At 69.6% G+C, this 26154-nt stretch carries 22 protein-coding genes; 12 read left to right on the top strand and 10 right to left on the bottom strand.

The genetic code is table 11. The features are described 5' to 3' along the window. Window positions 1-6: 6 nt before the first annotated feature. Window positions 7-1137 carry a DUF47 family protein gene (locus tag DVW87_RS05320; RefSeq protein WP_114686659.1) on the bottom strand — a complete coding sequence of 377 codons (1131 nt, stop codon included), beginning with the start codon at window positions 1135-1137 and terminating at the stop codon, window positions 7-9. Window positions 1138-1208: 71 nt separating this feature from the next. Next, on the bottom strand, window positions 1209-1433 hold the full coding sequence (locus tag DVW87_RS05315; protein WP_114686658.1) for a hypothetical protein: 225 nt from the start codon (window positions 1431-1433) through the stop codon (window positions 1209-1211). Between the two features lie 152 nt (window positions 1434-1585). On the opposite strand from DVW87_RS05315, the gene DVW87_RS05310 reads away from it, so the two are divergent. From DVW87_RS05310 to DVW87_RS05300, 3 genes are all read left to right on the top strand, one after another. Then, the gene (locus DVW87_RS05310) at window positions 1586-2866 is read left to right on the top strand and encodes a 3-methyl-2-oxobutanoate dehydrogenase (2-methylpropanoyl-transferring) subunit alpha (RefSeq protein ID WP_114686657.1); all 1281 of its coding nucleotides are present in this window, start codon (window positions 1586-1588) and stop codon (window positions 2864-2866) included. 79 nt (window positions 2867-2945) lie between these two features. Continuing rightward, window positions 2946-3950 (top strand): alpha-ketoacid dehydrogenase subunit beta, encoded by a 1005-nt coding sequence (locus DVW87_RS05305; RefSeq protein ID WP_114687085.1) that lies wholly within the window; start codon window positions 2946-2948, stop codon window positions 3948-3950. 5 nt (window positions 3951-3955) lie between these two features. Continuing rightward, the gene (locus tag DVW87_RS05300; protein ID WP_114686656.1) at window positions 3956-5347 is read left to right on the top strand and encodes a dihydrolipoamide acetyltransferase family protein; all 1392 of its coding nucleotides are present in this window, start codon (window positions 3956-3958) and stop codon (window positions 5345-5347) included. Window positions 5348-5380: 33 nt separating this feature from the next. Here the strand turns inward: DVW87_RS05300 and DVW87_RS05295 are convergent, their stop codons facing one another. Beyond that, window positions 5381-5620 (bottom strand): hypothetical protein, encoded by a 240-nt coding sequence (locus DVW87_RS05295; protein WP_114686655.1) that lies wholly within the window; start codon window positions 5618-5620, stop codon window positions 5381-5383. Between the two features lie 246 nt (window positions 5621-5866). Here DVW87_RS05295 and DVW87_RS05290 point away from each other — a divergent pair, with 246 nt between their 5' ends. From DVW87_RS05290 to DVW87_RS05275, 4 genes are read left to right on the top strand one after another with little or no spacing between them, the layout of a single operon-like run. After that, window positions 5867-6349, top strand: a complete 483-nt coding sequence (locus DVW87_RS05290; protein WP_239017760.1) for a MarR family winged helix-turn-helix transcriptional regulator — start codon at window positions 5867-5869, stop codon at window positions 6347-6349. 19 nt (window positions 6350-6368) lie between these two features. Continuing rightward, window positions 6369-7745, top strand: coding sequence for an efflux transporter outer membrane subunit (locus tag DVW87_RS05285; RefSeq protein ID WP_239017759.1), 1377 nt, complete (start codon window positions 6369-6371; stop codon window positions 7743-7745). A gap of 20 nt (window positions 7746-7765) precedes the next feature. Further along, complete coding sequence (locus DVW87_RS05280; protein ID WP_420822325.1) at window positions 7766-8932, top strand: efflux RND transporter periplasmic adaptor subunit; 1167 nt, start codon at window positions 7766-7768, stop codon at window positions 8930-8932. Continuing rightward, window positions 8932-10482 (top strand): DHA2 family efflux MFS transporter permease subunit, encoded by a 1551-nt coding sequence (locus DVW87_RS05275; protein ID WP_114686651.1) that lies wholly within the window; start codon window positions 8932-8934, stop codon window positions 10480-10482. Before DVW87_RS05280 ends, DVW87_RS05275 begins: the two co-directional genes overlap by 1 nt. Before the next feature lie 165 nt (window positions 10483-10647). Here DVW87_RS05275 and DVW87_RS05270 read toward each other — a convergent pair whose 3' ends face one another. Continuing rightward, window positions 10648-13674, bottom strand: coding sequence for a TonB-dependent receptor domain-containing protein (locus DVW87_RS05270; RefSeq protein WP_147276217.1), 3027 nt, complete (start codon window positions 13672-13674; stop codon window positions 10648-10650). Between the two features lie 207 nt (window positions 13675-13881). On the opposite strand from DVW87_RS05270, the gene DVW87_RS05265 reads away from it, so the two are divergent. The 3 genes from DVW87_RS05265 to DVW87_RS18470 all read left to right on the top strand — a co-directional run bounded on the left by DVW87_RS05265 (window position 13882) and on the right by DVW87_RS18470 (window position 16602). Further along, window positions 13882-15402, top strand: coding sequence for an MFS transporter (locus tag DVW87_RS05265; protein ID WP_239017758.1), 1521 nt, complete (start codon window positions 13882-13884; stop codon window positions 15400-15402). Further along, window positions 15392-16414, top strand: coding sequence for a serine hydrolase domain-containing protein (locus DVW87_RS05260; protein WP_114686648.1), 1023 nt, complete (start codon window positions 15392-15394; stop codon window positions 16412-16414). The genes DVW87_RS05265 and DVW87_RS05260 overlap by 11 nt, the downstream gene beginning before the upstream one ends. Window positions 16415-16479: 65 nt before the next feature. Further along, window positions 16480-16602: a hypothetical protein gene (locus DVW87_RS18470; protein ID WP_275402072.1), complete on the top strand. Its 123-nt coding sequence runs from the start codon at window positions 16480-16482 to the stop codon at window positions 16600-16602. A gap of 30 nt (window positions 16603-16632) precedes the next feature. Here DVW87_RS18470 and DVW87_RS05255 read toward each other — a convergent pair whose 3' ends face one another. Then, entirely contained in the window at window positions 16633-17133 is a 501-nt protein-coding gene (locus DVW87_RS05255) for a DUF2721 domain-containing protein (protein WP_114686647.1), read from the bottom strand. A gap of 128 nt (window positions 17134-17261) precedes the next feature. After that, window positions 17262-18782: a D-alanyl-D-alanine carboxypeptidase/D-alanyl-D-alanine endopeptidase gene (gene dacB / locus DVW87_RS05250; protein ID WP_239017757.1), complete on the bottom strand. Its 1521-nt coding sequence runs from the start codon at window positions 18780-18782 to the stop codon at window positions 17262-17264. 71 nt (window positions 18783-18853) lie between these two features. Between dacB and DVW87_RS05245 the strand changes: the two genes are divergently transcribed. Next, window positions 18854-20719: an amidohydrolase family protein gene (locus DVW87_RS05245; RefSeq protein ID WP_181814723.1), complete on the top strand. Its 1866-nt coding sequence runs from the start codon at window positions 18854-18856 to the stop codon at window positions 20717-20719. Window positions 20720-20774: 55 nt separating this feature from the next. Beyond that, window positions 20775-21209, top strand: a complete 435-nt coding sequence (locus tag DVW87_RS05240) for a hypothetical protein (RefSeq protein ID WP_181814722.1) — start codon at window positions 20775-20777, stop codon at window positions 21207-21209. Window positions 21210-21225: 16 nt separating this feature from the next. On the opposite strand, the gene DVW87_RS05235 is transcribed toward DVW87_RS05240, so the two are convergent. The 4 genes from DVW87_RS05235 to dgcN form a co-directional block, all read right to left on the bottom strand. Beyond that, the gene (locus DVW87_RS05235; RefSeq protein WP_114686643.1) at window positions 21226-22467 is read right to left on the bottom strand and encodes a dicarboxylate/amino acid:cation symporter; all 1242 of its coding nucleotides are present in this window, start codon (window positions 22465-22467) and stop codon (window positions 21226-21228) included. 133 nt (window positions 22468-22600) lie between these two features. Then, complete coding sequence (locus tag DVW87_RS05230; protein WP_114686642.1) at window positions 22601-24172, bottom strand: N-acyl-D-amino-acid deacylase family protein; 1572 nt, start codon at window positions 24170-24172, stop codon at window positions 22601-22603. Then, window positions 24169-25158: an N-acetyl-D-Glu racemase DgcA gene (gene dgcA / locus DVW87_RS05225; protein ID WP_114686641.1), complete on the bottom strand. Its 990-nt coding sequence runs from the start codon at window positions 25156-25158 to the stop codon at window positions 24169-24171. The genes DVW87_RS05230 and dgcA overlap by 4 nt, the downstream gene beginning before the upstream one ends. Next, window positions 25155-26150 carry an N-acetyltransferase DgcN gene (dgcN, locus tag DVW87_RS05220; protein WP_114686640.1) on the bottom strand — a complete coding sequence of 332 codons (996 nt, stop codon included), beginning with the start codon at window positions 26148-26150 and terminating at the stop codon, window positions 25155-25157. Before dgcN ends, dgcA begins: the two co-directional genes overlap by 4 nt. Window positions 26151-26154 lie beyond the last annotated feature (4 nt).

The following is a 26154-nucleotide window of genomic DNA, read 5'->3' as shown; positions in this document are numbered from 1 at the left end:
GCCGCCTCAGGCGTGGTCGATCACGAGACCCTGGATCTCGTTGGCCACGTCCTCGAACCGGTCGGCCACCTGTTCCAGATGGCGGTAGATTTCGCGGCCGACGATGAACTCCATCGGCTGCTCGCGATTGGCGGCGAACAAGGCCTTCAGGCCCTCCTCGTTGAGGCGATCGGCGTCGCCTTCCAGGCTGACCAGCCGCTCGGTCAGCTCGTTGAGCCGGGCTGCGTTGGCATTGAGGGAGCGCAGCAGCGGGATCGCCTCGGCGGTTACCCGCGCGCATTCCACGATGATCCCGGCCATGTCGCGCATCTGCGGCTCGAACCCCGTCACGCCGTACAGGGTGACGGTGCCGGCGGTCTTGTTCATCTGGTCGATGGCGTCGTCCATCACGCCGATCAGGCCGGTAATGGCGGAGCGATCGAACGGGGTGACGAACACGCGGCGCACGTCCTGCAGCACGTCGCGGGTGATGTCGTCCGCTTCATGCTCGCGCGCGACGATCTCGGCGACATGGCGCTCCACCTGCTCGCCGTGCAGCAGGCGCGCAAGCGCGTCGGCACCGGCCACCAGGGTTGCGGCATGCGCCTCGAACAGGTCGAAGAAGCGGCCCTGCTTGGGCATAAGCGACTGGAACCAGCCGAGCATCGGAAAACGTCTCCCCAGGCCGGCGCGGAAGGCCGGCAACACGCGTTGCACGAGCGCCGATGGCGCAGCCGGCGGCCGAAAGCCAGCGATGAGTTGTTGCAGTTCCGTTTCAGCCACGAGGCCGGCGGCCTCCTCCGGCGTGAACCAGCGGCGCGTGCGTTCGTGGCGCTCGGGCCAGTTGTCGAGCAGTTCCACCACGTTGAGCGGGAAGACCGACACGTCCATCGGCACGGTTCGCCCGGTGCGCCGGCGCTTCGCATAGGAGTAGCGGCCGATCGCCACGGGGCAGGGGATGCCGCGCACGCCGGCCTCCTCCCAGGCTTCCTGCGCGGCGGCCTCATGGGGCGAGAGCCCGCGAATCGGATTGCCCTTGGGCAGGATCCACCGGCCCGTGTCGCGCGAGGTGATGAGCAGGACCTGCAGGCTCGCCTCCGCCTCCGCCTCCGCACCCGCACGGTAGGGGAGCGCCCCGATCTGCTGCCGCACCTTCATCCCGCGATCGTAAGGGCGGGACGGGCGACGTCAATCACATGGGGAAAGTCGGCAAGGAGCAGAAAGCGGGATCAGCGCCCGACCAGCACCTCGCCCGCATAGTCCACGATTTCGCCTACGGCCCGCGGGGCCGCGCGGAGCCCGCGCAGCGCGAGGACGGTCCCGGCATAAAGCGCATAGCCGGCGAGGAAGGGTACCATCACGACGCCCGCCACAGGCACGGCGATCGCGCCAACGGTGCGGCGCACGATGGCCGAGGGCGGCGCCTTGGCGCGGGTGATCGGGGCCATGTACATCGCTGTTCTCCCTTGTGCCGACTCGTTCTGCCAGCGAATGGTTAACGGGCAGTTCTCCTGCGTGCGTAACGATCGCAAAGTCGTTTGAAATTTTATTCCAAGCGGTCCATGATCGTGCGGAGCCGGAAAGAGCGGCACGAAGTGGAGAGAGCATGCCGGGCGACCGCACCAACCTGCCGCGACTGGCGCTGCACGTACCCGAGCCGCAGTTCCGGCCGGGCGATGCGGTGGACTTCGCCGGGGTCGAGATCCCGGCGGCGGGCGCCGCGCGACGGCCGGACACGGCGGAGGCCGCCGGCGAGTTCCGCGACCTGGCCTATACCCTGGTGCGCGTGCTGGACGAGAACGGCCGGGCGACCGGTCCGTGGGATCCGAAGCTGTCCCCCGAGACGTTGCGTCGCATGCTCCGCAGCATGGCGCTGACCCGCGCCTTCGACGAACGCATGTTCCGTGCGCAGCGGCAGGGCAAGACAAGCTTCTACATGAAATGCACCGGCGAGGAAGCGGTGGCGATCGGCGCGGCCTTTGCGCTGGATCGCGACGACATGTGCTTCCCGTCATACCGACAGCAGGGGCTGTTGATCGCGCGCGACTGCCCGCTGGTCGACATGATGAACCAGATCTATTCGAACACGGGCGACAAGCTGCAGGGCAAGCAGCTTCCGATCATGTATTCGGAAAAGCGCTTCGGCTTCTTCTCGATCTCCGGCAACCTCACCACCCAATATCCGCAGGCGGTGGGCTGGGCGATGGCGAGCGCCGCGCAGGCCGACACCCGCATCGCCGCCACCTGGTGCGGCGAGGGCTCCACGGCGGAGGGCGACTTCCACTCGGCGCTGACCTTCGCCACCGTCTACCGCGCGCCGGTGATCTTCAACGTCGTCAACAACCAGTGGGCGATTTCGAGCTTTTCCGGGTTCGCCGGGGCGGAAGCGACGACGTTCGCGGCGCGCGCAGTGGGCTATGGCATGGCGGGGCTCCGGGTGGACGGCAACGACATCCTGGCGGTGTATGCCGCCACCGCCTGGGCCGCGGAGCGGGCGCGGACCAACCAGGGACCGACGCTCATCGAGCATTTCACCTATCGCGTGGAGGGCCACTCGACCTCCGACGACCCCTCGCAATACCGTTCCGCCGGAGAGCCGACCGCCTGGCCGCTGGGCGATCCGATCCAGCGCCTGAAGGATCATCTGATCGGCATGGGCGAATGGGACGAGGAGCGCCACGCGGCAATGGACCGCGAACTGGCCGAGCAGGTGCGCGCGGCGCAGAAGGCTGCGGAGGGCAACGGCATTCTTGGCCATGGCCTGCACCAGCCGCTCGACACGCTGTTCGACGGCGTGTTCGAGGAAATGCCCTGGCACCTTCGGGAGCAGCGCCAGATGATGCTGGACGAGGAAACGGCGAGCGGTCGGCCGTGGGACCGGAAGTGACGGAGTGTCGGTGGTGAGCGAAGTGCAGGCGCAGGCGCTTGAAGGGGAGGCGGCGGAACAGTCCGGGGCCACCACGCGCATGAACATGATCCAGGCGATCAACTCCGCGCTGGACGTGGTGATGGATCGCGACGCCACCGTCACCGTGATGGGCGAGGATGTCGGCTATTTCGGCGGCGTGTTCCGCGCGACGGCGGGCCTCCAGGCGAAATACGGCAAGACCCGCGTGTTCGACACCCCGATCAGCGAGATCGGCATTGTCGGCGTGGCGGTGGGCATGGGCGCCTATGGCCTGCGCCCCGTGCCGGAAATCCAGTTCGCCGATTATATCTACCCGGCGCTCGACCAGCTCGTCAGCGAGGCGGCGCGGCTGCGCTATCGCTCGGCGGGCGAGTTCACCGCGCCGATCACCGTGCGCTCGCCGTTCGGCGGCGGCATTTTCGGCGGGCAGACGCACTCGCAGTCGCCCGAAGGCATCTTCACGCACGTGTCCGGCATCAAGACGGTGACCCCGTCCACGCCCTACGATGCCAAGGGGCTGCTGATCGCGGCGATCGAGGACAATGACCCGGTGCTCTTCTTCGAGCCCAAGCGAATCTACAACGGCCCGTTCAACGGCCATTGGGATCGCCCGGCGGAAAACTGGTCGAGGCATCCCGCCGGCGAGGTGCCGACCGGCTATTATCGCATCGAGCTGGGCAAGGCGAATGTCGTGCGCGCCGGCGAGGCGGTGACCATCCTGGCCTATGGCACCATGGTGCACGTCGCGCTGCAAACGGTGGCGGACATGGGCGTGGATGCCGAGGTGATCGACCTGCGCACGCTGGTGCCGCTCGACATCGAGACGATCGAGGCGTCGGTCAGGAAGACCGGCCGCTGCATGGTGGTGCACGAGGCGACGCGCACCGGCGGCTTCGGCGCGGAGCTGGCGGCCTTGGTGCAGGAGCGCTGCTTCTACCACCTGGAAGCGCCGGTGGAGCGCGTCACCGGCTTCGACACGCCCTACCCGCACAGCCTGGAATGGGCCTATTTCCCGGGTCCGGTGCGGATCGGACAGGCGCTCAAGAAGATTCTGAAGGACTGACACGCATGGCACGCTTTACCTTTCGCCTGCCGGACATCGGCGAAGGCATTTCCGAGGCGGAGATCGTCGCCTGGCACGTCGCCGTGGGCGCGCGCGTGGAGGAAGACCAGCAGATCGCCGACATGATGACCGACAAGGCCACGGTGGAGATGGAATCTCCCGTGTCGGGCACAGTCGTCGAGCTGGCCGGGGAGGTCGGCGACATGGTGCCGATCGGCTCGGCCTTGGTGGTGATCGAGACCGACGCGGCGGCCGGTGGCGAGCTGGAGAGCGCGCCGCTGGACGAGACGGACCGGCCGGAGGAAGCGGTCTCCTCCGCGCCGCAGGAGCCGGAAGAGGAACAGTTCGAGGCGGAAAACCCGGGGGTGGAAGAGGTGCAAGCCTCCTCTCCCCTTGTGGGAGAGGAAGGGGCCCGCTCGGCGCCGCCGAGTGGGAAGGTGAGCGGGAGTGAGGCGGGCGACGTGGCCCAAACGGCCCCTCACCCTTCCGCCGCCTCCGGCGGCTCCCTCCCTCTCCCACAAGGGGAGAGGGATCGGCTCGTCCTCGCCTCGCCCGCCGTTCGTGCTCGCGCGCGGGACCTCGGCGTCGATCTCGCCGACGTGAAGGTCGCGCCGGGCGAGCGCATCCGCCACGCCGATCTCGACGCGTTCCTGCGCTATGGCAGCGGGCAGGGCTACCATGCGCCGCACGCGAGCCGCACGCGCGCGGACGAGCAGGTGAAGGTGGTCGGCCTGCGCCGGCGCATTGCGGAGAACATGGCGGCGGCCAAGCGGCACATCCCGCACTTCACCTATGTCGAGGAAATCGACGTCACCAGGCTGGAGGAGCTGCGCGCCGATCTGAACGCGAACCGCGGAGAACGGCCGAAGCTGACCATGCTGCCGCTGCTGATCGTCGCGATCTGCCGCACGCTGCCCGACTTTCCGATGCTCAATGCGCGCTATGACGACGAGGCGAACGTCGTTGCCCGCTCGGGTGCGGTGCATCTGGGCATGGCGACGCAGACCGATGGCGGGCTGATGGTGCCGGTGATCCGCAACGCCGAAAGCCGCAACGTCTGGCAGCTGGCCACCGAGATCGGGCGGCTGGCGGAGGCGACGCGGACGGGCAAGGCGACGTCGGCCGAACTGTCGGGCTCGACCATCACGGTCACCTCGCTGGGGCCGCTGGGCGGGATCGCCACCACGCCGGTGATCAACCGGCCGGAAGTCGCCATCCTGGGGCCGAACCGCATCGTCGAGCGGCCGGCTTTCCACGGGGAGGACATCGTCCGCGCCAAGCTGATGAACTTCTCCATCAGCTGCGACCATCGCGTGGTCGACGGCTGGGACGCGGCAAGCTTCGTGCAGGCCCTGAAGCGCGTGCTGGAAACCCCGGTCCTCCTCTTCGCGGACTGAAGCCGGGCCGGGGCCCGGCTCCGTTCCGGTCGATCACTTCAGCTTGAAGGTGACGCCCTGCGCTTCCCAGTCGGCGCGGGTGAGGCACATCGTCTTGGGCGCGCCCTTCTCCACCTTGATGCCGGCGGACTCGGCCAGCATGCACAGCTTGGTTTCCGGCGTCTTGAAGGTGGTGGAGGGCAGCGTGATGACGCGCGTCTTGGCGAAAGCCGGCGCGGACAGGGCGAGGCCGGCGGACAGGAGAGCGGTGGCGGCGAGCTTGGAGACGGTCATGGTGGTGTTCCTCTGCTGAATTGCTGGCCGGTCTTCGCCGGCACCGGTCCAAGTGCATTAGCCGTGCCAAACACCTCGCAGTCGTAACATCAAGCACTTAGCTCGATTACACTTGTGAGCGACGCCATGTGTCGGGAGTTCTTCCCAAACGTCGGCGGGTTGCACGCGGACGCGGTCAACGGGGGCAGGGGATGCGAGCAACAAAATGACATTGACTGCCGAGGCAACCATTGCCAAGGCAGCGTCGTGGTCTATTATTGCGACTCGAACTTCGAGCCTGATTGCTCGATCGGCTATCTGGCCAAGCGGATCCACCAGCTCGGGTTGGGGGCGCTGGAGCCGATCTTTGCCGAGGAAGGCGTCACCGGCCCGCAATGGTCGGCGCTGGTGGCGATCCATTTCGGCCGCGGGCGAACCAGTGCCGCGCTGGCGCGCGAGATGTCGCACGACAAGGGCGCGATGACCCGGCTGATCGACACGATCGAGCAGAAGGGCTGGATCGAGCGCACGCGCGACACGAACGATCGGCGCATCATCAATCTCGCGCTCACGCCCGAGGGCCAGGCGGTGGCGATGCGCACGCGCGACCGCGTGATCGCGGCCTGGAACGCGTGGCTGGCCGACTGGGACCATGACGAGATCGAGCGGACCGTCGCGACGCTGCAGAAGCTGCGCGACCAGATGCTGAACGTGGTCGATCAGACCCAGTCGGTCGATCGGGGAGACTGAACAGGTGAGAAGGATATTCGTGACCGCGCTGCTGCTCGGCGGCTGTGCCGTGCCGGCGAGCCGGCCGGCGCTGGAGCCGGTCGCGCCGGCGCAGCTCGGCCTGGCCGTCGCGCCGACGCCGCTGATCGACGGCGAATGGTGGAAGAGCTTCAACGATCCGCAGCTCGATCGTGTGGTCGCGGATGCGCTGACCGGCAACCCGACGCTGGACGCCGCGCTGGCGCGCGTGCGTCAGGCGGAGGCGGTGCTGTCGTCGCGATCGGCCGACAACGGCCCGAGCGTGACGCTGGACGCGCAGGCGCAGGAAGCGCGCCTGTCGGGGCGCTACACCATTCCGCCGCCTTATGCCGGCACCGTCCGCTTCGTCGGCACGGCGGCGGCCAACCTCAACTGGAACCTCGATCTGTTCGGGCGCCAGCGCGCGGCGATCGAAGGCGCGCGGGCGGGCGCCCGGGCGGCGGTGCTGGACGTGACGGCGGCGCGGCTGGCGCTCGCCGGATCGGTGGCGCAGACCTATGTGGAGCTTGCCCGCGCCGAGACAGTGGCGGCGATCGCCCGGCGCACCATTGCCACGCGCGAGCGCTCGCTTCGCCTGGTGCAGGCGCGCGAACGCAACAAGCTGGGCACGCGGCTGGATACCACGGCGGCACAGACCATCCTGGCGCAGGCGCGCACCGCGCTGACGCGGGCCGAGGGGCAGCGCGCGGTGGCGGCGAACGCGCTGGCGGCGCTGGCCGGGCGCGGGCCGGACTATGCGGCGACGCTGGCGCCCGTGACGATGCGCTTCGACGCCGGCCTGCCGGTGCCCGCAGGCGTTCCGGCGGACCTGCTCTCGCGGCGGGCGGACATCGCCGCGGCGCTGGCGCGGATCGATGCGGCCGCCGCAGGGCGGCAGGTCGCGCGGCGCGCCTTTTATCCCAACATCAACCTGGCCGCGCTGGCCGGCTTTCAGGCGGTGGGCATCGGCAATCTGTTCAACCTCGATTCCGGCACGGTCGGCGCCGGACCCGCGCTGCACCTGCCGATCTTCGACAATGGCCGACTGAAAGCGGACCTGGCCGGCGCGACCGCGGCGCTGGACCTCGCCACCGCCGATTACAACGACCGCGTCGTCGGGGCGGTGCGCGAAGTGGCGGACGCCGTCGCCCTGGTCGGCAATTTGGGCGAGCAGCGCCAGCGCCAGCGCGACGTGCTGACCGGCCTGGCCGAAACCAACCGCCTGAACAACATTCGCGTGGCCAGCGGGCTGGAAAGCCGGCTGGGCCTGATCGACACCGATGTGCGCCAGCTCGATGCCGAGCTGGCCGATGCCAATCTCGCCGCCGACCAGGCGCGCCAGCGCGTGGCGCTGGTTCTCGCGCTCGGCGGCGGCTTTACCTCCGGAGCGCAGCAATGACCGACACCCAGGCCAACGACATGGCCGCCCCTGCGGCCGGCCGGAACGCCGTCGCCGTGGAGCGCGGCAATCCGCGTGCACGTCGCCGCTGGCTGGGCGTGCTGGCGGTGATCGTGGTGGTCGGTGCGATCGTCTGGGCGGTGTTCCACTTCCTGCTCGCCAGGCCGGAGGAGGAAACCGACGACGCCTATGTCGCCGGTGACGTGGTGGCGATCACCGCGCGCGATCCGGGGCAGGTGCTGGCGATCCATGCCGACAACACGCAGACGGTGAAGGCCGGCCAGCCGCTGATTGAGCTGGACGCGGCCACCGCCGACGTGAACCTCGCGGCTGCCTCGGCGGAACTCGCCCGTGCGGTGCGCGCCACCCGCGGCGACTTCACCCGCATCGGGCAGACCGATGCCACGGTCGTGCAGGCGCGCGCCGAGCTGGCGCGGGTGAGCGACGATTATCGCCGCCGCCGCGGGGCAGCGGCCGAGGGCGCGGTGTCCGGCGAGGAACTGAGCCACGCTGCCGATGCGGTAAAGGTCGCGCGGGCCAACCTGCAACTCGCGCAGGCGCAGGCGGCGCAGGCGCGCACCACCGTGCAGGGCACGGACGTGAACACCAACCCGGCGGTGCTGGCGGCGATCGCCAAGTACCGCCAGGCCTCGATCACCCGCGGGCACATGCGCATCGTCGCGCCGATCGACGGCGTGGTGGCGCAGCGCACGGTGCAGCTCGGCCAGCAGGTCGCGCCCGGCGCCCCGCTGATGGCGGTGGTGCCGCTGGAAAAGCTGTGGGTGGATGCGAACTTCCGCGAAACGCAGCTCAAGGACCTGCGCATCGGCCAGCCGGCGACGATCACCGCGGACGTCTATGGCGGCGATATCGTCTATCATGGCCGGGTGATCGGCGTCGGCGCGGGTTCGGGCAGCGCGTTTGCCCTGCTGCCGGCGCAGAATGCCAGCGGCAACTGGATCAAGGTGGTGCAGCGCGTGCCCGTGCGCATCCAGCTGCGCAGTGACGAGCTGCGCGCCAACCCCTTGCGCATCGGCCTGTCGGTGACGGCGACGGTGGATACGGCGAACACCGGCGGCCAGCGTGTCGGCGCGCCTGCCCGCGCTGCCTATCAGGGCCAGGCGACGGACGCGAACAACCCCGAGATCGAGGCGCGCATCCGCCAGATCATCGCGGCGAACCGCTGATGGCCGGGGCCGCCGCCATGGCCCCGCCGCCGCCGCTGGAGGGCGGCAAGCGCGCGATCGTCGCGCTGGCGCTGGCGATGGGCACGTTCATGATGGTGCTCGACTCCACCATCGCCAACGTGTCCCTGCCGACGATCGCGGGCAATCTGGGCGTGTCCAGCGACAACTCCACCTGGGTCATCACCGCCTTTGCCGTGGCTAACGGCATCGGCGTGCCGCTCACCGGCTTCCTGATGGGGCGGTTCGGGGTGGTGAAGACCTTCTGTTCGGCGGTGATCCTGTTCACGCTCGCCTCGTTTCTGTGCGGCATCGCCTGGGATCTGCCGTCGCTGATCTTCTTTCGCGTGCTGCAGGGCGCGTTCTCCGGTCCGATGATGCCGGGCAGCCAGGCGCTGCTGATCTCGATCTTCCCGCCGGACAAGCGCTCCACCGCGCTGGGCGTCTGGTCGATGACGACCCTGGTGGGGCCGATCGCCGGCCCGTTGCTGGGCGGGTACATCTCTGACAATTACCATTGGAGCTGGATCTTCCTCATCAACGTGCCGGTGGGCCTGCTGGTGGGGTTCGTCGCCTGGAACGGCCTGAAGGATCGCGAGACGCCGACGCGCAAGCTGCCGATCGACACGATGGGGCTGGCGCTGCTGGTCGTCTGGGTCGGCGCGCTCCAGATCATGCTGGACCTCGGCAAGAACGACGACTGGTTCAATTCCACCCGCATCGTCGTGTGCACGCTGATCGCGGTCGTCGGCTTCATCGCCTGGGTGATCTGGGAGCTGACCGACGAGCATCCGGTGGTCGATCTGTCGCTGTTCAGGCATCGCAACTTCGCGATCGGCAACATCGCGTTCTCGCTTGGCTATGCGGTGTTCTTCGCCAACATCCTGCTGCTGACGCTCTGGTTGCAGACGCAGCTCGGCTATACCGCGACCTGGTCCGGCCTGGTGGCGGCGCCGGGCGGGGCGGTGGCGGTGGTGCTGACGCCGTTCGTGGCGCGGGCGGCGGGCAAGGTCGATGCGCGGTTGCTGGCCAGCGTGGCGTTCGTCTGCTTCTTCGGCTCCTATTTCCTGCGCTCGGAGCTGACCACGTCGGCGAGCCTGTGGAACCTGATCCTGCCGCAGATGGTGCAGGGGATCGCGATGAGCACCTTCTTCCTGTCCATGGTGACGATCGCGCTGGACGGCATCCCGCCGGAGAAGATCCCGTCGGCCACCGGCATCTCCAACTTCGCGCGCATCGTGGCGGGCTCCTTCGCCGCCTCGATCATCACCACGATGTGGGACCGGCGCGAGACCATGCACCAGCAGCACCTCGCCGAGGCGGTGGGCCAGGGCATGCCGTTCCAGATGGCGCGCGAGGGCCTGATGCGGATGGGGCTGAGCGACACGCAGGCGGCAGGCGCGATCACCCGCCAGCTGGTCGGCCAGGCCTATCTGCTCGCCTCCACCGACCTGTTCCGCGTTTCCGCGATCCTGTGCGCGGTGCTGTTGGTCGGCGTGTGGTTCACCCGGCGCCCGAGCGGCGGCGGCGCGGCGCACGCGGCGGCGGATTGAGCGCCATCCCAGGCAAGGGAAGGGGCGGCCCGCTTGTGCGAGCCGCCCCTTCTTCGTCGGTGATGAGGTGAGCTGGATGCGGGATCGTGTTCTCCGGATCGCGCAGCCATGGTCTCGCCCTTGGCTCTGGGCCCCCGCCTTCGCGAGGGCACAGGTGGCGTCGACCTAGAACTTCACCTCGACGTTGAAGGTGTAGGAGCGACCGCGCGGGTCCGCCACGCGCGGGTCCCACGAACTGCCGGCGCCGGTGTTGGAGTCATAGGTGACGGCAAAGGGCGGATCGGTGTTGAACAGGTTGCGCACGCCCAACGTGAACTTGAAGCCTTCGATGCCGTTGAACGCCAGGGCGGCGTTGTAGATGATGTAATCGTCCACCTTGTAGTTGAAGTCCGGCCGGGAAACCGTGCCGTTCAGGATGCCGGGCAGCACCTGATTGTCATAACCCGACCGGAAGAGCTGCGTCAGCGACAGGGTGAAATCGTCGTTGCTGTAGTTGATGAACGCATTGTGCTTCCAGCGCAGGCCGAGATCACCGGCGAAGGTGAACGCCCCGATCAGGCTGGGACCATAAGCGGAGGTGGGCGTCAGCTTCTCGCGCTTCTTGAGCAGGTAGGTGCCGTCGAGGCCGGCAGAGAATACGCCCCCGGCGCCCTCGATCCCGCCGCGCAGCGCGACTTCCAGGCCCTGCGTGCGGCGCGAACCCGCGTTGATCCAGCGGTCGTCGATCGCCACCACGTTGTTCGAGCCGTCGCGGATGAAGCGGTCGGTGAACAGCGAGGCGTTGTCGATCAGCTGGCGCAGCGTGAGCAGCTGGATGGTGTCGTCGACGTTGATCATCCACCAGTCAACCGAGGCGCTGAACCGCGGCGCCGGCTGGAACACCACGCCGGCGCTCGCCTGCTTGGCCTTTTCCGGGCCGAGCTGCGAATTGCCGCCGGTCACGATGATCGGCGTGATCGCCACGCAGGCCGGATCGGTGGCGTTGGGCACGCCGCCCGGGCAACGCGTGGGATCGGCAAGGTCCTTGCCGGCATAGGGGCTTTCGGTGGCGCCGTTGAAGATCTGGTTGAAGGTGGGCACGCGGAAGCCGGTGTTGTACGAACCGCGGAACATCAGCGGTTCCCATGGCCGGAACTTGACCGATACCTTCGGATTCACCGTGGTGCCGAAGCCGGTATAATCGTCCGCGCGCACCGCGCCGGTCACTTCCAGGCCGGTGACGATCGGGAACAGCACCTCGGCATAGGCCGCCTTCACCGTGCGGTTCTTGGGCGTCAGCGCATTCACGTTGTCGAACGCGGCGAGCAGGATGACCGGCTGGGTCGCGGCGGCCGCGGGCGAGCCGTTGAACGAATAGGTCTCGCGGCGGTAATCGATGCCCAAGGCCGCCTGCACGTCGCCGCCCCACATGTGGAACAAGGGGCCGCTGATCGAATAATCGAGCTGCTTCACCTCGTACTTGCCGCCGTACAGCGTCTCGCCATAGGCCGAGACCTGCCCGAGGGCGGCGCGCGCCGCATCGGTCTGCGTGATCGAGAACGGGTTCAGGATGCCGGCGTTGAGCAGGCCGATGATGCCGGGGACCGTCGCGCCGGTGGCGATGGGCGCATTCGGATCGGGCGCGCCGTTGGTCAGCGTGCCGCGGTAGTAATAGCCGGTGCCGAGGTTGGAAGCCGATTCCGATCGCGCATAGGAGGCGCCCGCGCGATAGTCCCAGCGGCCGGCGATCGGGCCTTCGGCGGCCAGCGCGACCCGCAGCGTCTTGGTTTCCGTGTTGTACTCGCGCGGGCCGCAGACGATGCAGCGCCAGCGATAGGAGATCGGCTTGCCGTAATTCGCCGCCAGCGCCGGGAATTGCGTGAGCAGCTGGCTGTAGATGGCGTTGTAGGTCGCCGCGGTCGTTGGATTGAGCGGGTAGGCGAGCGGCTGGGTGGTGGTGTTGGGCGAGATCTGCGCCTCGGAGAAGCTCTTGGCCGACTTCGCATCCGAGCCGGTCACCTCCACCGACAGATCATGCTGGCCGAGGATGCGCGCGACGCCCCGACCGTAATAGGTCAGCGTCCTCAGCGGCTGCTGGAGCACCGCGACGCGGCCCGTGTCATAGGCGCAGGCATAGCGCGCGCCCGGCGTGTTCCAGAGCTGTTCGTCATAGGCAAAGCTTCCGTCCACCGTGCCGCATCCGGCGCCGCCCGGCAGGTCCAGCGTGTTGACGCCGCCGTCGGCGCGCACCGTTGTGCCGGGGAAGACGAGGCCGGGCAGGATGTTGGTGCCGCTGGTGCCGCCCAGCAGCGTTCCGCCCGGGAAATAGAGCGCGCTCGGGTTCAGCGGGAAGATCGTCGCGATCGGCGTACCGCGCGTGTCGGCGGAAAGGCCGCGGTTTGGCTGGTTGGCGTTGACGAAGTCGCGCTGGCTGCCGCGCAGGATGTCGTTCCAGCTATAGGCAACCGCGCCCATCACGTTGAAGCCGTTCTTGTCGAGATCGCCATAGCCGGCGATCCCCGACACGCGCTTGATCTCGCCGCCGCCCTGCTCGGTGGTGTCGGTAAAGCCCTGGAGGCCGAAGCCCTTGTAGTCCTTGCGGGTGATGAAGTTGATGACGCCGCCGATCGCGTCCGTGCCGTAGATCGCCGAGGCGCCGTCCTTCAGCACTTCAACGCGCTCGATGGCGGCGAACGGGATCTGGTTCACGTCCACTGCAGAGCCCGAAAGGCCGTGCGCGGCAACGCGGCGGCCGTTCAGCAGGACCAGCGTGGCGGCGGAGCCCTGACCACGAAGGTTGGCCGCCGACAGGCCGTTGGTGCCGCGTTGCGCGCCGGACGTCACGTCCGCGTTCGAAGCAAGGTTGTCCGCGCCCGATCCGTTGGTGGACAGGAACTGAATCAGCTGTTCGGGACTGGAGATGCCGTTGCGTTCCAGCTCCTGGTTGGTGATGATCTGGAGCGGCAATGCGGAGTTGTTCGGGTCCTGCTTGATGCGCGAACCGGTGACCAGGATCTCGCGACCGGTATCGGCGTCTTGCGTGCCGCCGCCGGCGGTGCCGGCGTCCTGGATCGGTGTGGCGGCGCCCGTCGGTGTTTCGGCCGGCGGCGTTTCCTGGCCCGGCAGGGTCTGGGCAAAGGCCGGCGTGGCGATCGCCAGCGCGGCAAACGCCGTGCCGCCGGTCAGCATGGTACGAAGCGTGAAAGCGCGCATGTTGTTGAAATCCCCCGAACCCGCGCCTCCCAGCGCGTCGTTTCCGGCCGACATTAAGAAACAGATTTGTTGCACTGCGCTATAGTTTTTGTGTCAGTGGTCATAACCTGCCGACAAGATTGCCGCAGCGGCGTGGCCGTGTTGCAACAGCGCAGGGGTTGACGGAGGTACGGCACAGGCCCGAGCCTCCGGGGTGAGGAGACGTGGGTGACGGCAGTACCGATCGAGGCAAGGGAGGAGGCCGCCGCCATCCAGCGGGAGGGACCGGGGCGCGACCGGCGCGCCATGGCCCTTTATCTGCTGCTCGGCTTCTCCGCCGGCCTTCCGTTCTACATGTTCTCCACCGTGCTCACGCTCCGGCTGCAGGCGCATGGGGTGGCGCTGGCGGTGCTCGGCTTCTTTGCCTGGGTGCAGCTGCTGCCGACGTTCAAGTTCTTGTGGGCGCCGCTGCTGGACCGGTTCGACGTTCCCGGCTTTGGCCGTTTCTGGGGCAAGCGGCGCGGGTGGATCCTGCTGGCGCAGCTCGGCATCTTCACGGCGATGGTCGCCATGGCGCTGACCGCATCGGATGCGAGCCTGGCGGTGACCGCCCTGTTCGCCGTGCTGCTCGCCTTCTGGACGACCACGCTGGAGATCGCCGCCGATGCCTGGCGCATCGAGCTGGCGCCCACGGCGGAGGCGCAGGGGCCGCTCGCCGCGGCGAACCTGTGGGGCTATCGCACCGCCATGGTGGCGGCGGGCAGCGGCGCGCTGCTGATCGCGGACCAGCCGGAATGGAGCTGGACCGGCGCCTATCTGGCGATCGCGGCGGCGGCCTTTCTGCCTTTTCCGATCCTCGCGCTCGGACGGCCGGCGCAAGGGCATGGCGGTGGGCGCGGCACGGCGCTGGTCACCGGGCTGATCGCCAGCGTGGCGATCCTGCTGGCGGCAACGGCGGTCACGGCGGCGGTCGGCTGGGCTCTGCTTGCGGTGGCGGCGGGGGTGGGCGTCACCGCGCAGACCAACGTGCTGACGCCGGTGCTGGTCCTGGCCATGCTGCCGTTCGTGGCCATGGCGGCGGGGCTGCCGTGGATCGTCCGCCTGGGGCCGGGCGCGCCGGCGCGGCGATCGGCGGCGGTCGGGCCCTATGTGGATTTCTTCTGGCGCTATGCGTTCGGCGCGCTGCTGCTGCTCGCCTTTGTTTCCGTCTACCGCATGGGCGACGTGCTGGCGCTGAACCTGTCCAAGCCGATGATCAAGGGGCTGGGCTACAGCCTGTCGCAGATTGGCCGGGCCGACAGCGTGGTGGCGCTGGTTTCCAGCATGGTGGGCGTGGGACTGGGCGGGTGGATGGCCGCGAAATGGCCGATGAGCCTTGCGCTGGCGGTCGGCGCGGTGTTCGCTGCGCTCGGCAATTTCGGCTTCGTCTGGCTTGCCCATCAGCCGACGGGCGAGGGCCTGCTCTATGTCGCCACGGCGGCGGACCAGTTCGGCAACGGCATGGCGGGCGCGGTGTTCGTGGTGTATCTCTCGCTGCTGGTGAACCCGCGCTACCCGGGGGCGCAATATGCGTTCCTGTCGGGCTTCGCGTTCCTGCTGCCGCGGCTGCTGTCGGGGGCGGGCGGATCGCTGGTGGAGCGGATCGGCTATGACAATTTCTTCCTGATCTCCGGCGCGGTGAGCCTGGCGGCCATTCCGTTCCTTCCGCTGGTCGCGCGCGTGCAGGCGAGGGCCGACGATGGACATTGACGCGGCCTTCGCCCCCGCCGCCGCGGCCGTGTTCGACGGCCGCATCCCGGGCGCGACGCTGGGCGTGGTGTGCGCGAACGGCGATCGCTGGGTCCGCCATGCCGGGCTCGCGGCGCGGGTGCCGGAAGAGGAAGCGCTGACCCTCGACCATTGGTTCGACCTGGCCTCCGTCTCCAAGGTGATCGCCACCACGACGATGGTCCTGACGCTCGCTGACCAGGGCCGGCTGGATCTCGACGCGCCGCTCACCACCGCCATCCCGGACCTGCGCCAATATGACGTGGCGGGCGCGGCCGAGCGGCGGCTGACGTTCCGCGACTGCCTGGCGCACCGCACCTTTCTGCCGGCGGTGGAGCCGATCTACACCTATGGCGACGATCCGGCGCGGCTGCGCGCGTTCGTGCTCCAGCGCGAATGGCGGCAAGGGCCGCCGGTCTATTCGGACATAAACTTCCTCTACCTGGGCATCGCGATCGAGCGGATCACGGGGCGGCCGCTCGGCGACTGGCCGCTGGGCGAGGGCCTGTCCTACGGCCCGCCACCCGGACCCGCCGTCGCCACCGAATTCGATCCCTGGCGCGGGCGCGTGATGAAGGGCGAGGTGCATGACGAGAATTGCTGGGCAATGGGCGGGCAGACCGGCCATGCCGGGTTGTTCGGCACGGTGGACGGCGTGCTGGGGTTCGCGCGACGGCTGATGGCGGGGGAGATCGGCTCGCCGGCGATGCGCGAGGCGATCCGCACGCCGCAATACGAGCATCGCACCTGCGGCTGGGAAGTGCGCTTTCCCGGCTGGTCGGGTGGGCAGAGCTGTTCCGCCGACACGATCGGCCATACCGGCTTCACCGGCACGGGCCTCTGGATCGACTGGGAAAGGGAGATCGCCTGGACCTTGCTGACCAACCGGGTGCACCCGAGCCGCCATTTCAACAGCGGCATCTTCGACCTGCGGCCCGCAACGGGCGATTCGGTGATCGCAGCATGGGACAGTCGCGAGGAAAAACAGAGCTGAACAAAGGCTTGCCAAACGGGTCCGCTGCGGTACCATCCCGACAAGAACAAAAGGGAGAGCGAGTCGTGAAGATCAGCACGGCCTTTTTCATCGGCGCGGCGTTGCTGGTGGTGGACGCAGCGGCCAGTCATGCCGGAATGCCCTCCGCGGCCGATCCGGCGCCCGCGGTCACGCTGGCGGCGCGCTAGCCGCCATCCTTCGGAGCAGGGGCGTGCGCGTCAGTGGCGTTCGCCGCTCAGCACGCTTCCCGCGTTATTTCCGGTGCGGTGGGCGAGGTCCGGCAGGTCCCGGAGTTCGTTGTTGAGCTGGCGGCGGATCAGTACGCCTTCCCAGATCACGATCGCCGCCGCCACGATCACCAGCGCCAGCCCCAGGCTGGCGGAGGCGACGCCCGCCACGGCGATCGCCGGCACATGCGGCACCAGCACGTCCAGCCCCCCGATCAGCAGCGACAGGATCAGCAGGATCGCCGCGCACAGGCCGACCAGCGTCGCGGCTTCCATCAGCCGGCAGCGGCGATGATAGGCGGTCACCTGGTCCATCAGGTTCTCGCCCCGGTCCCGCCCATGCTCGTTGGAGCGGTAGTCGCCCACCGCCTCGCGGTAGCGGTTGACGGCCCCGTCATAGCGTTGCTGGAGGAACCCCATGAAGATCCACGAGGCGAAGACGATGGAGGCGTTCGGCCCGATCGCCTTGAGGAAGTCCGCCAATTGCATCATGTCCGTGGACCCTCGGCTGACGGGAAACCGGCGGCAGAACGCAGCGGCCCTATCGAATGGTCCATGGCCAAGGCGCTGAAGCCCGGAAATCCGGTTGAAATGGATCAACGGGTTCCGTCCGGTGCCCGTCAGTTCGCGGCGGCGACCTTCAGCAAGGCCTTGTACATGACGGCGGCGGCGCCCGCATCCTGCGGCACGTCGTTGGCATAGAAGGCGAAGGTCAGCGTGCGCCCGCTGGCCCCCACCAGATAGCCGGCCAGCGCGTTGGTGGCGTTGAGGGTGCCGGTCTTGGCGAAGATCCTGCCGTCGAGCGCGGTGCCGCGAAAGGCGCGGGCCAGCGTGCCGTCCTGCCCGCCGACCGGCAGGCTGGCCCGCCACTCGGCGCCCCATGGCTGCGCGGCCACCCAGCGGAGAAAGGTCACGGCGCCGCGCGGGCTGATCCGGTTGTAGCTGGACATACCGGACCCGTCCGAAAAGTCATAGGCCCAGCGCGGCACGCCGGCGCGCGCCAGCATCGCGCCCACCTGCGCCTGTCCGTCCGCGATCGATCCGCTGCCGTCGCGCGCGCCGACCAGGCGCAGCAGCAGTTCGGCATGGAGGTTCTGGCTCGTCTTGTTGATGGTCACCACGTCCGCGGCGAGCGGCCCGGGCGTCAGCGTCGCGAGCGCCGGCTCGGCGGGCGGGCGGGCTGCGGGCGCGCCCTCGCGCATCGCGGGATCGTCGGCGGGCGTCAGGGGACGGTGGCGCGCGGTGATCGCGCCGGTCACCCGCACGCCGCGCGCGCGCAGCAGTTGCGCAAACCGCCACGCCGCGTGATATGCCGGATCGTCGATCCCCATCCGCAGGCGCTGCGGCTCGGCGCCGGCCGCGATCGTGCCGGTCAGCCGCACCACGCGGCTGTTCGGCGCACGATCGTAACTGAGCGCGTTTTTCGCCCCCGCAACGGTCAGCACGCGGTTGTCGACCGTGTAATAGCCGTCGCTCGCCACAGCCGGCATGGTGCCCGCCGCGCCCGGCGTGACGGTCAGCACCGCTTCGTTGTTGTCCAGCGTCAGCGCGGACACGCCCGTTCCCGAGCGGGTCGGGATGTTGTTCCAGCTCATGCCCGGGCTCCAGCGCTGGTCGGGAAAGGCGCTGTCGTCCCCCGCCACGTCGCCGACGATGCGGGTTCGCGCGGCCACCGCATCGGCCAGCGTGGAAAGGCAATCGGCCGCGCAGTCGGGCGCGCTCGACAGGCGGGCGTCGCCCCCGCCGACCAGCACCACGCCCGGTGCGCCGCGGCCGTCCGGCTCCAGCCGCACCGAGGCCCCGGTGCCGGCGGGCGCCTGCATGTCGAGCGTCGCATAGGCCGCCGCGGTGGTGAACATCTTGGTGTTGGAGGCGGGAATGAACCGCTCGTCCGGGTTGACCTCGGCAATGGTGCGCCCGCCATCGTCCACCACCATCAGCCCGAACCGGGTGCCCGGCCCCGCCGCGGCGAGGATCGCCGCCACATCGCCTTGCGCGGTCGCCTGGGCCAATACGGGCGCGGAAAGAAGGGCGGCGGCAAGAACAAGGAGGCGCATGCCGTGCAGCGTACGCCCGCGAACCGCACGGGCAAGCCGGTCCGGGTCATTCAACTGGCGGGGAAGGGCATAACCATCGGCCATGCGGCGATTTCCCGGGGTGCTTGCCGCGCCGGTTTGGGGCACTAAGCCCCGGCGATGTGCGGATGCGAGCAATGACCTGGATACGCGCGGCGATCGCCGCAGCGAGCGCCCTGGCGGCAGTGGCAGGCGCGGCGACGCGTCCCGACGGGCCGGTCTTCATCCAGGGCGCGCGCGTGTTCGACGGCACCGGCGCGCCGGCGCAGGTGGCCAACGTGCTGGTGCGGGGCGATCGCATCGTCGCGGTGGGGCCGGAGGTGAAGGCCCCTTGGGGCGCCCGCGTGGTCCGTGCCCGCGGCCGGACGCTGATCCCCGGCCTGCATGACCTCCATACGCACCTGCGCTCGCCCGGCTACAACGCCCCGGAGGATCTCGGCCGCGCCTATGCCGGCTATCTCGCCAATGGCGTGACGACGGTGAACGATTATTCGGTGTCGGGCGAGATGCTCGGCCCGATCCGCGAGATGACCGATCCGGGCTTTGCCGGGCCGGGGCGCCTGTATGCCCCGCACCTGCAGCTGGCCGTGCGGCTCGGCGTGCCGGGGGGGCACGGCACCGAGTTCGGCTGGGGCAACTTCTTCACGCTGGAGGCGAACACGCCGCGTTCCGCGCACCTGATGATGCGCCGCGCGCTGCCTTACCGCCCGGACGTCATCAAGGTGTTCACCGACGGCTGGCGCTATGGCCGGGACGCCGACCTCAACAGCATGGACGAGCCGACGCTCGCCGCCATCGTGCAGGACGCGCACAGGGCCGGCCTGCCGGTCATCACCCATACGGTGACGCTGGAAGGCGCCAAGATCGCCGCGCGCGCGGGGGTGGACGCGGTGGGGCATGGCGTGGGCGATGCCCCCATCGACGACGAGCTGATCGCGCTGATGCGCACGCACCACATGGCCTATATCGCCACCCTGGTCGTCTACGAGCCGCAACAGGACCGCACGTTCACGCGCGGCGAGTGGCAGGCTTTCAATCCCGCGGTGCAGGCGCGCGAGCAGCGGCGGATGGATGACGCGCCCGACCCGATCCTGCCCTATGATGCGAAGCGCTGGCAGATCATGCGCGACAACATCGCGCGGCTGAAGGCCGCCGGCATCCGCATCGGCGTGGGCACCGATGCGGGGATCGGCGGCGTCTATCACGGCCCCTCCACCTTGCGCGAGATCACCTGGCTGACGAAGCTCGGCCTGACGCCGGCGGAGGCGCTGGCATCGGCCACGTCGGTCAGCGCCGACATCCTCGGCCAGGCGAAGGACCATGGCCGCATCGCGGTGGGCCAGCGCGCCGATCTGGTGCTGGTGGACGGCGATCCCGATCGCGACATCGAGGCCTTGTGGAAAGTGCGCCAGGTGTTCGTCGCCGGGCGCGAGGTGCCGCTGGACCGGCTGCGCGCGATGATCGCGTCGGAGGACATGACCGCGCTGCCGCTGCACCGCATGGCCGGGCCGATCGACACGGTGCAGCGGGCGGACGGCCGCACCGATCTCGATACGCTGCCGGTGGAGAGCACGGAGGCAGGGGTCGACCACAGCCACCTGCAAACGGTGCGCGAGGCCGCGCCCCCGCCGCCGCGCATCTTCCTGGCCGCCACCATGGGCTCCGCGCCGCAGCCCTTTGCGCAGCTGATCCTGCCGCTCACACGGGGTGCGATCCAGCTGGCCGATGCGCGCGGCTTCACCGGCATCGCCTTTCGCGCGCGCGGTGCGGGCACCTATCGGCTGCTGCTGGACAGCTACGGCCTGCAACCCGACCGCGGCTTCTCCGCCGAGTTCACCGCCGGGGAAGCGGCGCAGGAGATCCGCCTGCCGTTCGAGGGCTTCCGCAGCGGGGATGCAAGCGCGGAGTTGCGGCTCGACCGCCTGCGCGCCGTCATGTTCCGCCTGTCCGGTGAGCGCGGTGGCAAGGCGTGGCTCGAGCTGGGCGACGTGCGTTTCTACTGAAGGCGGGCGCCTCCGCGCGGTTGCCGGGCGGGCCGATCGCGATCATAGTTCGTCCATGTCGGGCAAGAGATCGATAGCACCGGCCCTCGCTGCCATGGCGCTTTCCGCGGGGGCGAGCGCGCAGGACGCAGTGCCGGAGGCGCCCTCTTCCATGGTGCTGAGCGGGCGCTGCCAATATTCCGATCGTGTTGCGCGCTTTCGGCACGAAACCGCGCTCATCCTGTGCGACACGGTATCGATCAGCCGGGAGCAAGGCGCGGCGACGATCGACTTCGCGCAACGCAGCTGGGGATCCATGGCCCGCTTCAGCGGCGACATGGCGGGCGACCGGATGACGGTCAGCCGCGTGACGCTGCGGAACGGCGCCTCCTTTGCGGCGACGGGGACATGCGAGACCTTTCGCACCAACCGGGCGCTGTCCACCGTCAGCTGCCTCGCGCGGGCCGGATCGCGGAGCTGGGCGGCGAACTTCCTTCGTTCGCGTCTCTAGGCGCGCCTGCCGGCCGTCAGGCGTCGGCGCGCGCGCGGTAGGCTGGTTCGTCCAGCTCCCCCTCCCATCGCGCCACGGTGGTCGCCACGGCGAGGTTCGCGCTGGCGCTGGGCACGGTGCGGGTCATGTCCAGCAGCCGGTCGAAGGGGAGGACGAAGCCGACCACCAGCGCCGTCTGTTCGGGAGCGACGCCGACGGCGGAGAGCACCGCCGCCAGCATGAACAGCGAGGCCGAGGGCACCGGCGCGGTGCCGAAGGCGGCCAGCGCCCCGGTGAGGAGAACCGTGCCGTAGACGGCGGGCGTCAGCGGCACGGCGAACGCCTGCAGCGCGAACATGCTGAGCAGGCCGACATACATGGCGGTGCCGTCCTTGCCGATGCTCGCGCCCAGCGGCAGCACGGTGGAGAAGACCGGCCGCCCGAGGCCGAGATTCTTCTCCGACACGCGCATCGCCACCGGCAATGTCGCCGAGCTGGACGCGGTGGAGAAGGCGACCACCAGCGCATCCACGATGCCGCGGAAGAACGGCAGCACCGGCAATCGGGCAAGCAGGCGCAGCATCAGGCTGTGCACCACCACGATCTGGATCAGCGAGCCGATCACCACGGCAAGGGCGAGCCAGCCGACATGGACAAACACCGCCGCGCCGTTCGCCGCCACCGCGTTGGCGATCAGCGCGAACACGCCGAGCGGGGTCGCTTCCATGACCAGCGCGACCATCTTCAGCAGTACCGCCGACAAGGCCTGTAGCCCGCGCGAGAACGGCGCCCCCGCCTCGCCCGCCAGCACGGTGGCCACCCCCAGCAGGATGGCGACGAAGATCAGCGCCAGCATGTCGCCCTTTGCCAGCGCCTCCACGATGTTGAGCGGCACGATGCCGATCAACTGGTCATAGGGCGTCACGGGCGTGCCGAGCGCATGGGGCGCCGCGGTGCCGAGCGGGGCGCCGATGCCGGGCCGGACGAGGCCTGCCACCAGCATGCCCACCGATACGGCGATCGCGGTGGTGGCGGCGAACAGCCCGACCGTGCGCCCGCCCAGGCTGCCGAGCCGCTTGGGATCGGCGAGAGCGGTGATGCCGCTGGCGATGGTGACGAGCACGATGGGCGCGACCAGCATGCGGATCGCGCGCACGAACAGATCGCCCAGGAACTGGACGTGCGGCGTGGCGCCCGGCGCGACGAGCGCGAAGAGCAGGCCGAGGAAGAGCGCGCCGAGCACCCGCTGCCACAGCGGAATGGCGAACCAGCGGGTCATGCTGTCTCTTCTCCCCTCCCTGGAAGGGATCGGCGGGGGGAGGGTCGGCCTGCGAGAAAACGATGGTGGCTGCCCCCGGTCGCCCCACTCCCGACCCCTTCCTTCCAGGGAGGGGAGCAAAGACGCCGCAAGGTCACTTGCCGCACGAACCCGGCGTCGGCGTGTGCGGCAGCGCGCGGCCGGCGGCGGTGCCCGTCAGCGCGCCGTTGTCCACCGCCACCCGTCCGTTGACGAGCACGGTGCGTACGCCCGTCGCGAGCTGCTCCGGCGCCTCATAGGTCGCCCGCGGTGCATAGGTTGCGGGATCGAACACCACCATGTCGGCGAACGCGCCGGCTTTCAGGTGCCCGCGCCCTTCCAGATGAAACCAGTCGGCCGGCAGCGCCGAGCTGCGCTCGATGAAGTCGCGCAGCGAGATCACATGGTCCTCCACCACGTACTTGCGATATTTGCGGGCAAAGGTGCCGAACACGCGCGGATGGCCGGTGGAGGCGTCCGACCCTGTCATCACCCAGGGCTGCTGCATGAAGGCGGCGATGTCGGCTTCCGACTGGTTGAAGCTGGCGACCGCGGGATCGTGCTCGCGGATCACGGCGATCGCCGCGTCGATCGGCGGCTTGCCGAGCGCCTGCGCGACCTCCGACAGGCGCTTGCCCTTGTGTCGACCCTCCACGATCAGCAGCGTGGCCGCGCCGCCGCGCTTTCGCATGCCCTCCGCCATGTCGACGTGGAGTCGGGCGGCGAGCGCCGGATCGTCGAACCGCTTCAGCAGCGCCGGGCGCCCGCCGTCCTGCGCCCAAAGGGGCACCAGGCTGGCGACCAGGCTCGTGCCGCTGGCGGACCAGGGATATTGGTCGGCGGTGACGTCCTGCCCGGCGGCGCGCGCGGCGTTCACCTTGGCGATGATCGCCGGGGCCTGGCCCTGCACATCGACGCCCAGCGCCTTGATGTGGCTGATATGCGAGGGCAGGTGGCCCTCGCGCCCGATGCGGATCGCCTCGTCGATCGCCGCGCCGAGGCCCACCGTGTAGGAGGATTCGTCGCGGATATGGCTGTCGTAATAGCCACCGCGCTTGCCCGCCTCCGCCGCCAGCGCGATCACTTCCTCCGTCTTGGAGAAGCTCTGCGGCGCGTAGAACAGTCCGGTGGACAGGCCCATCGCCCCGCCGCACATCGCCGCCGCGACCAGCGCCTTCTCGCGGTCGAGCTCGGCGGGCGTAGGGTCGCGCTTCTCCGCCCCGACCACCGCGCCGCGCACGCTGCCGAAGCCGACATAGGTGGCGTAGTTGATGCCCACCGGCTTCTCGGCAGCGGCGCCCAGCACCTTCGCGCTGTCCAGTTCGCCGCCGCCGTCATTGCCGATAAAGGCGGTGGTCACGCCCTGCATCAGGAAGGCGGGGACCAGCCGCGCCTCGGCCTTCGTGCTGGCAAGCTGCGCGCCGACATGGGTGTGCGGGTCGATGAAGCCCGGCGCCACCACCATGCCGCGCGCGTCAATCGTCCGTCCGGCCTTCACCGAGGCGGTGCCGACATAGGTGATGCGGTCCCCCGACACCGCCACCGTGCCGGTGAACGGCGCGTCGGCGCCGGTGTAGATCGTCCCCCCGGTGATCGCGAGATCGGCGCTGGCCGGCGGCGCGGGCGCGCGTGGGCCCGTGGAGCAGCCAGCCAGGCCGAGCAGCAGCGCCAGCGATCGTTTGTTCATGCGTTACCCCAGAAGCCGCGATCGGGCGGGGTGAGCCATCCGCCCCGGTCCCGCACGCCGCCGGGCCGATCCTCCCGGAGCCAGACCGGCCCGTCAAGATCGGCATGGTCGCTGAGCCGGGCGACGTGCAGCGCCGGCGCGATCGACAGCGAGGAGCAGACCATGCAGCCGGTCATCAGGCCCAGCCCCCGTGCCCGCGCCGCCGCCGCCAGGTCCAGCGCGGCGGTGAGCCCGCCGGCCTTGTCGAGCTTGACGTTCACCGCCTGGTAGCGACGGGCGACCTGCTCCAGATCGTCGGCCACATGCACGCTTTCGTCGGCGCAGATCGGCACGGCGGGCGTGAAGCCCTCCAGCCACGCATCTTCGCCGGCCGGCACGGGCTGTTCAAGCAGTGCCACGTTCATCTCGACCAGCAGCGGCTGCAACTCGCGCACCAGAGACTCGGTCCAGCTTTCGTTGGGATCGACGATCAGTGAGGCCGCGGGCGCACCGCGGCGCACCGCGCGCAATTGCGCTTCCGGGTCGATCGCATCCACCTTCACCTTGAGGAGCGGCGCGCCGGCGATCTCGCGCGCGGCGGCCTCCATCGCCTCGGGCGTGTCGATCACCACCGTGAGCGCGCTGGCCAGCCGCTCCGGCTCGGGCGCGTCCAGCAGGGCGGCGACCGTCCGCCCGCCGCGCTGCGCGTCCCAGTCCCACAAGGCGCAGTCGATCGCGTTACGAGCCGCACCGGGCGGCAGCAGCGACAGCAGCGCCTGCCGGTCCGCACCCGCCTCGATCACCGGCCGGATGCCTTCGATCTGCGCCAGCGTGCTGTCGATGCTTTCGCCATAACGCGGGTAGGGCACGCCCTCGCCGCGCCCGGTGGCCCCGTCGCCGTTGACGGTCACCGTCACCACGTCCGCCGCCACCTTCACCCCGCGCGAGATGCGGAACGGGCGGCTCAGTGCGAAGCGGTCATGCTGCGCCGAAAGGGTGCGGGTCATGCCAAATGGTCGAGAATGCCATCGACCCCCATCCGCAGGGGATCGGTGCAGGGCAGGCCAAGCTCGTCCGCGGTCCGGCCGCACAGGTCGGCGGCCGCCTGCGCTTCCAGCCTGGAGGTGTTCAGGCATACGCCGACGAACCGCACGTCGGGGCTGGTGAGCTTCGCCACCTGAAGGTTCATGTCGATCGTCTCGCGCAAGCCCGGCAGGGCGCGGCCGGGAATGCCGCGCATGTGCGCGCGGCCGGGCTCGTGGCACAGCACCAGCGCCTGCGCCTGCGCGCCGTGCAGCAGCCCGGTGGAGACGCCGGCAAAGCTCGGGTGGAACAAGGAGCCCTGGCCCTCGATCACGTCCCAGCCGTGGTCGGAGCGCGCGGGCGCCAGCTGCTCGATCGCGCCGGAGATGAAGTCGGCGATCACCGCGTCCACCGGCACGCCCGCGCCCGCGATCAGGATGCCGGTCTGCCCGGTCGCGCGGAAATCGGCGGCGAGCCCGCGCGCGCGCAGGCCCTCCGCCAGCGCGATGGTGGCGTACATCTTGCCCACCGAACAGTCGGTGCCGACGGTCAGCAGGCGGTTGCCCGGACGCGGGTTGCCGGTGCCCACGGGCAGGTGCGCCGGCGGATCGCGCACGTCGAACAATTGCAGCCCGCGTTCGCGCGCGAGATCGGCGAGCCGCGGCACGTCGCGCAGCCGCTGGTGCAGGCCGGAGGCGACGTTCATGCCCGCTTCCAGTGCCGCGACTGCGTCCGCCACCAGGTCCGCGCCCATCGTGCCGCCGCCATTGGCGATGCCGAGCACCATCGTTTTCGCGCCCCGGGCGGCGGCATCCGCCATGGAAAGCCGGGGCAGATCGAGCGTCAGCGGGCAGTCGTCGTGGCGGAACTCGCCCACGCAATCGTCGCGGCGGAAGGTGGCGAGCCCGCGCGAGGTCTTGATGCCGATGAAGTCCGCGCTGTGGCCGAGATAGAGGAGGTAAGGGCTTGGGATCATTCGG

It is taken from the genome of Sphingomonas aracearum, from assembly GCF_003345355.1.
In the GTDB taxonomy this organism is placed as follows: domain Bacteria; phylum Pseudomonadota; class Alphaproteobacteria; order Sphingomonadales; family Sphingomonadaceae; genus Sphingomonas; species Sphingomonas aracearum.
The sequence above is the reverse complement of the archived record's forward strand: the minus strand, read 5'-3'. Positions and strand labels throughout refer to the sequence as shown.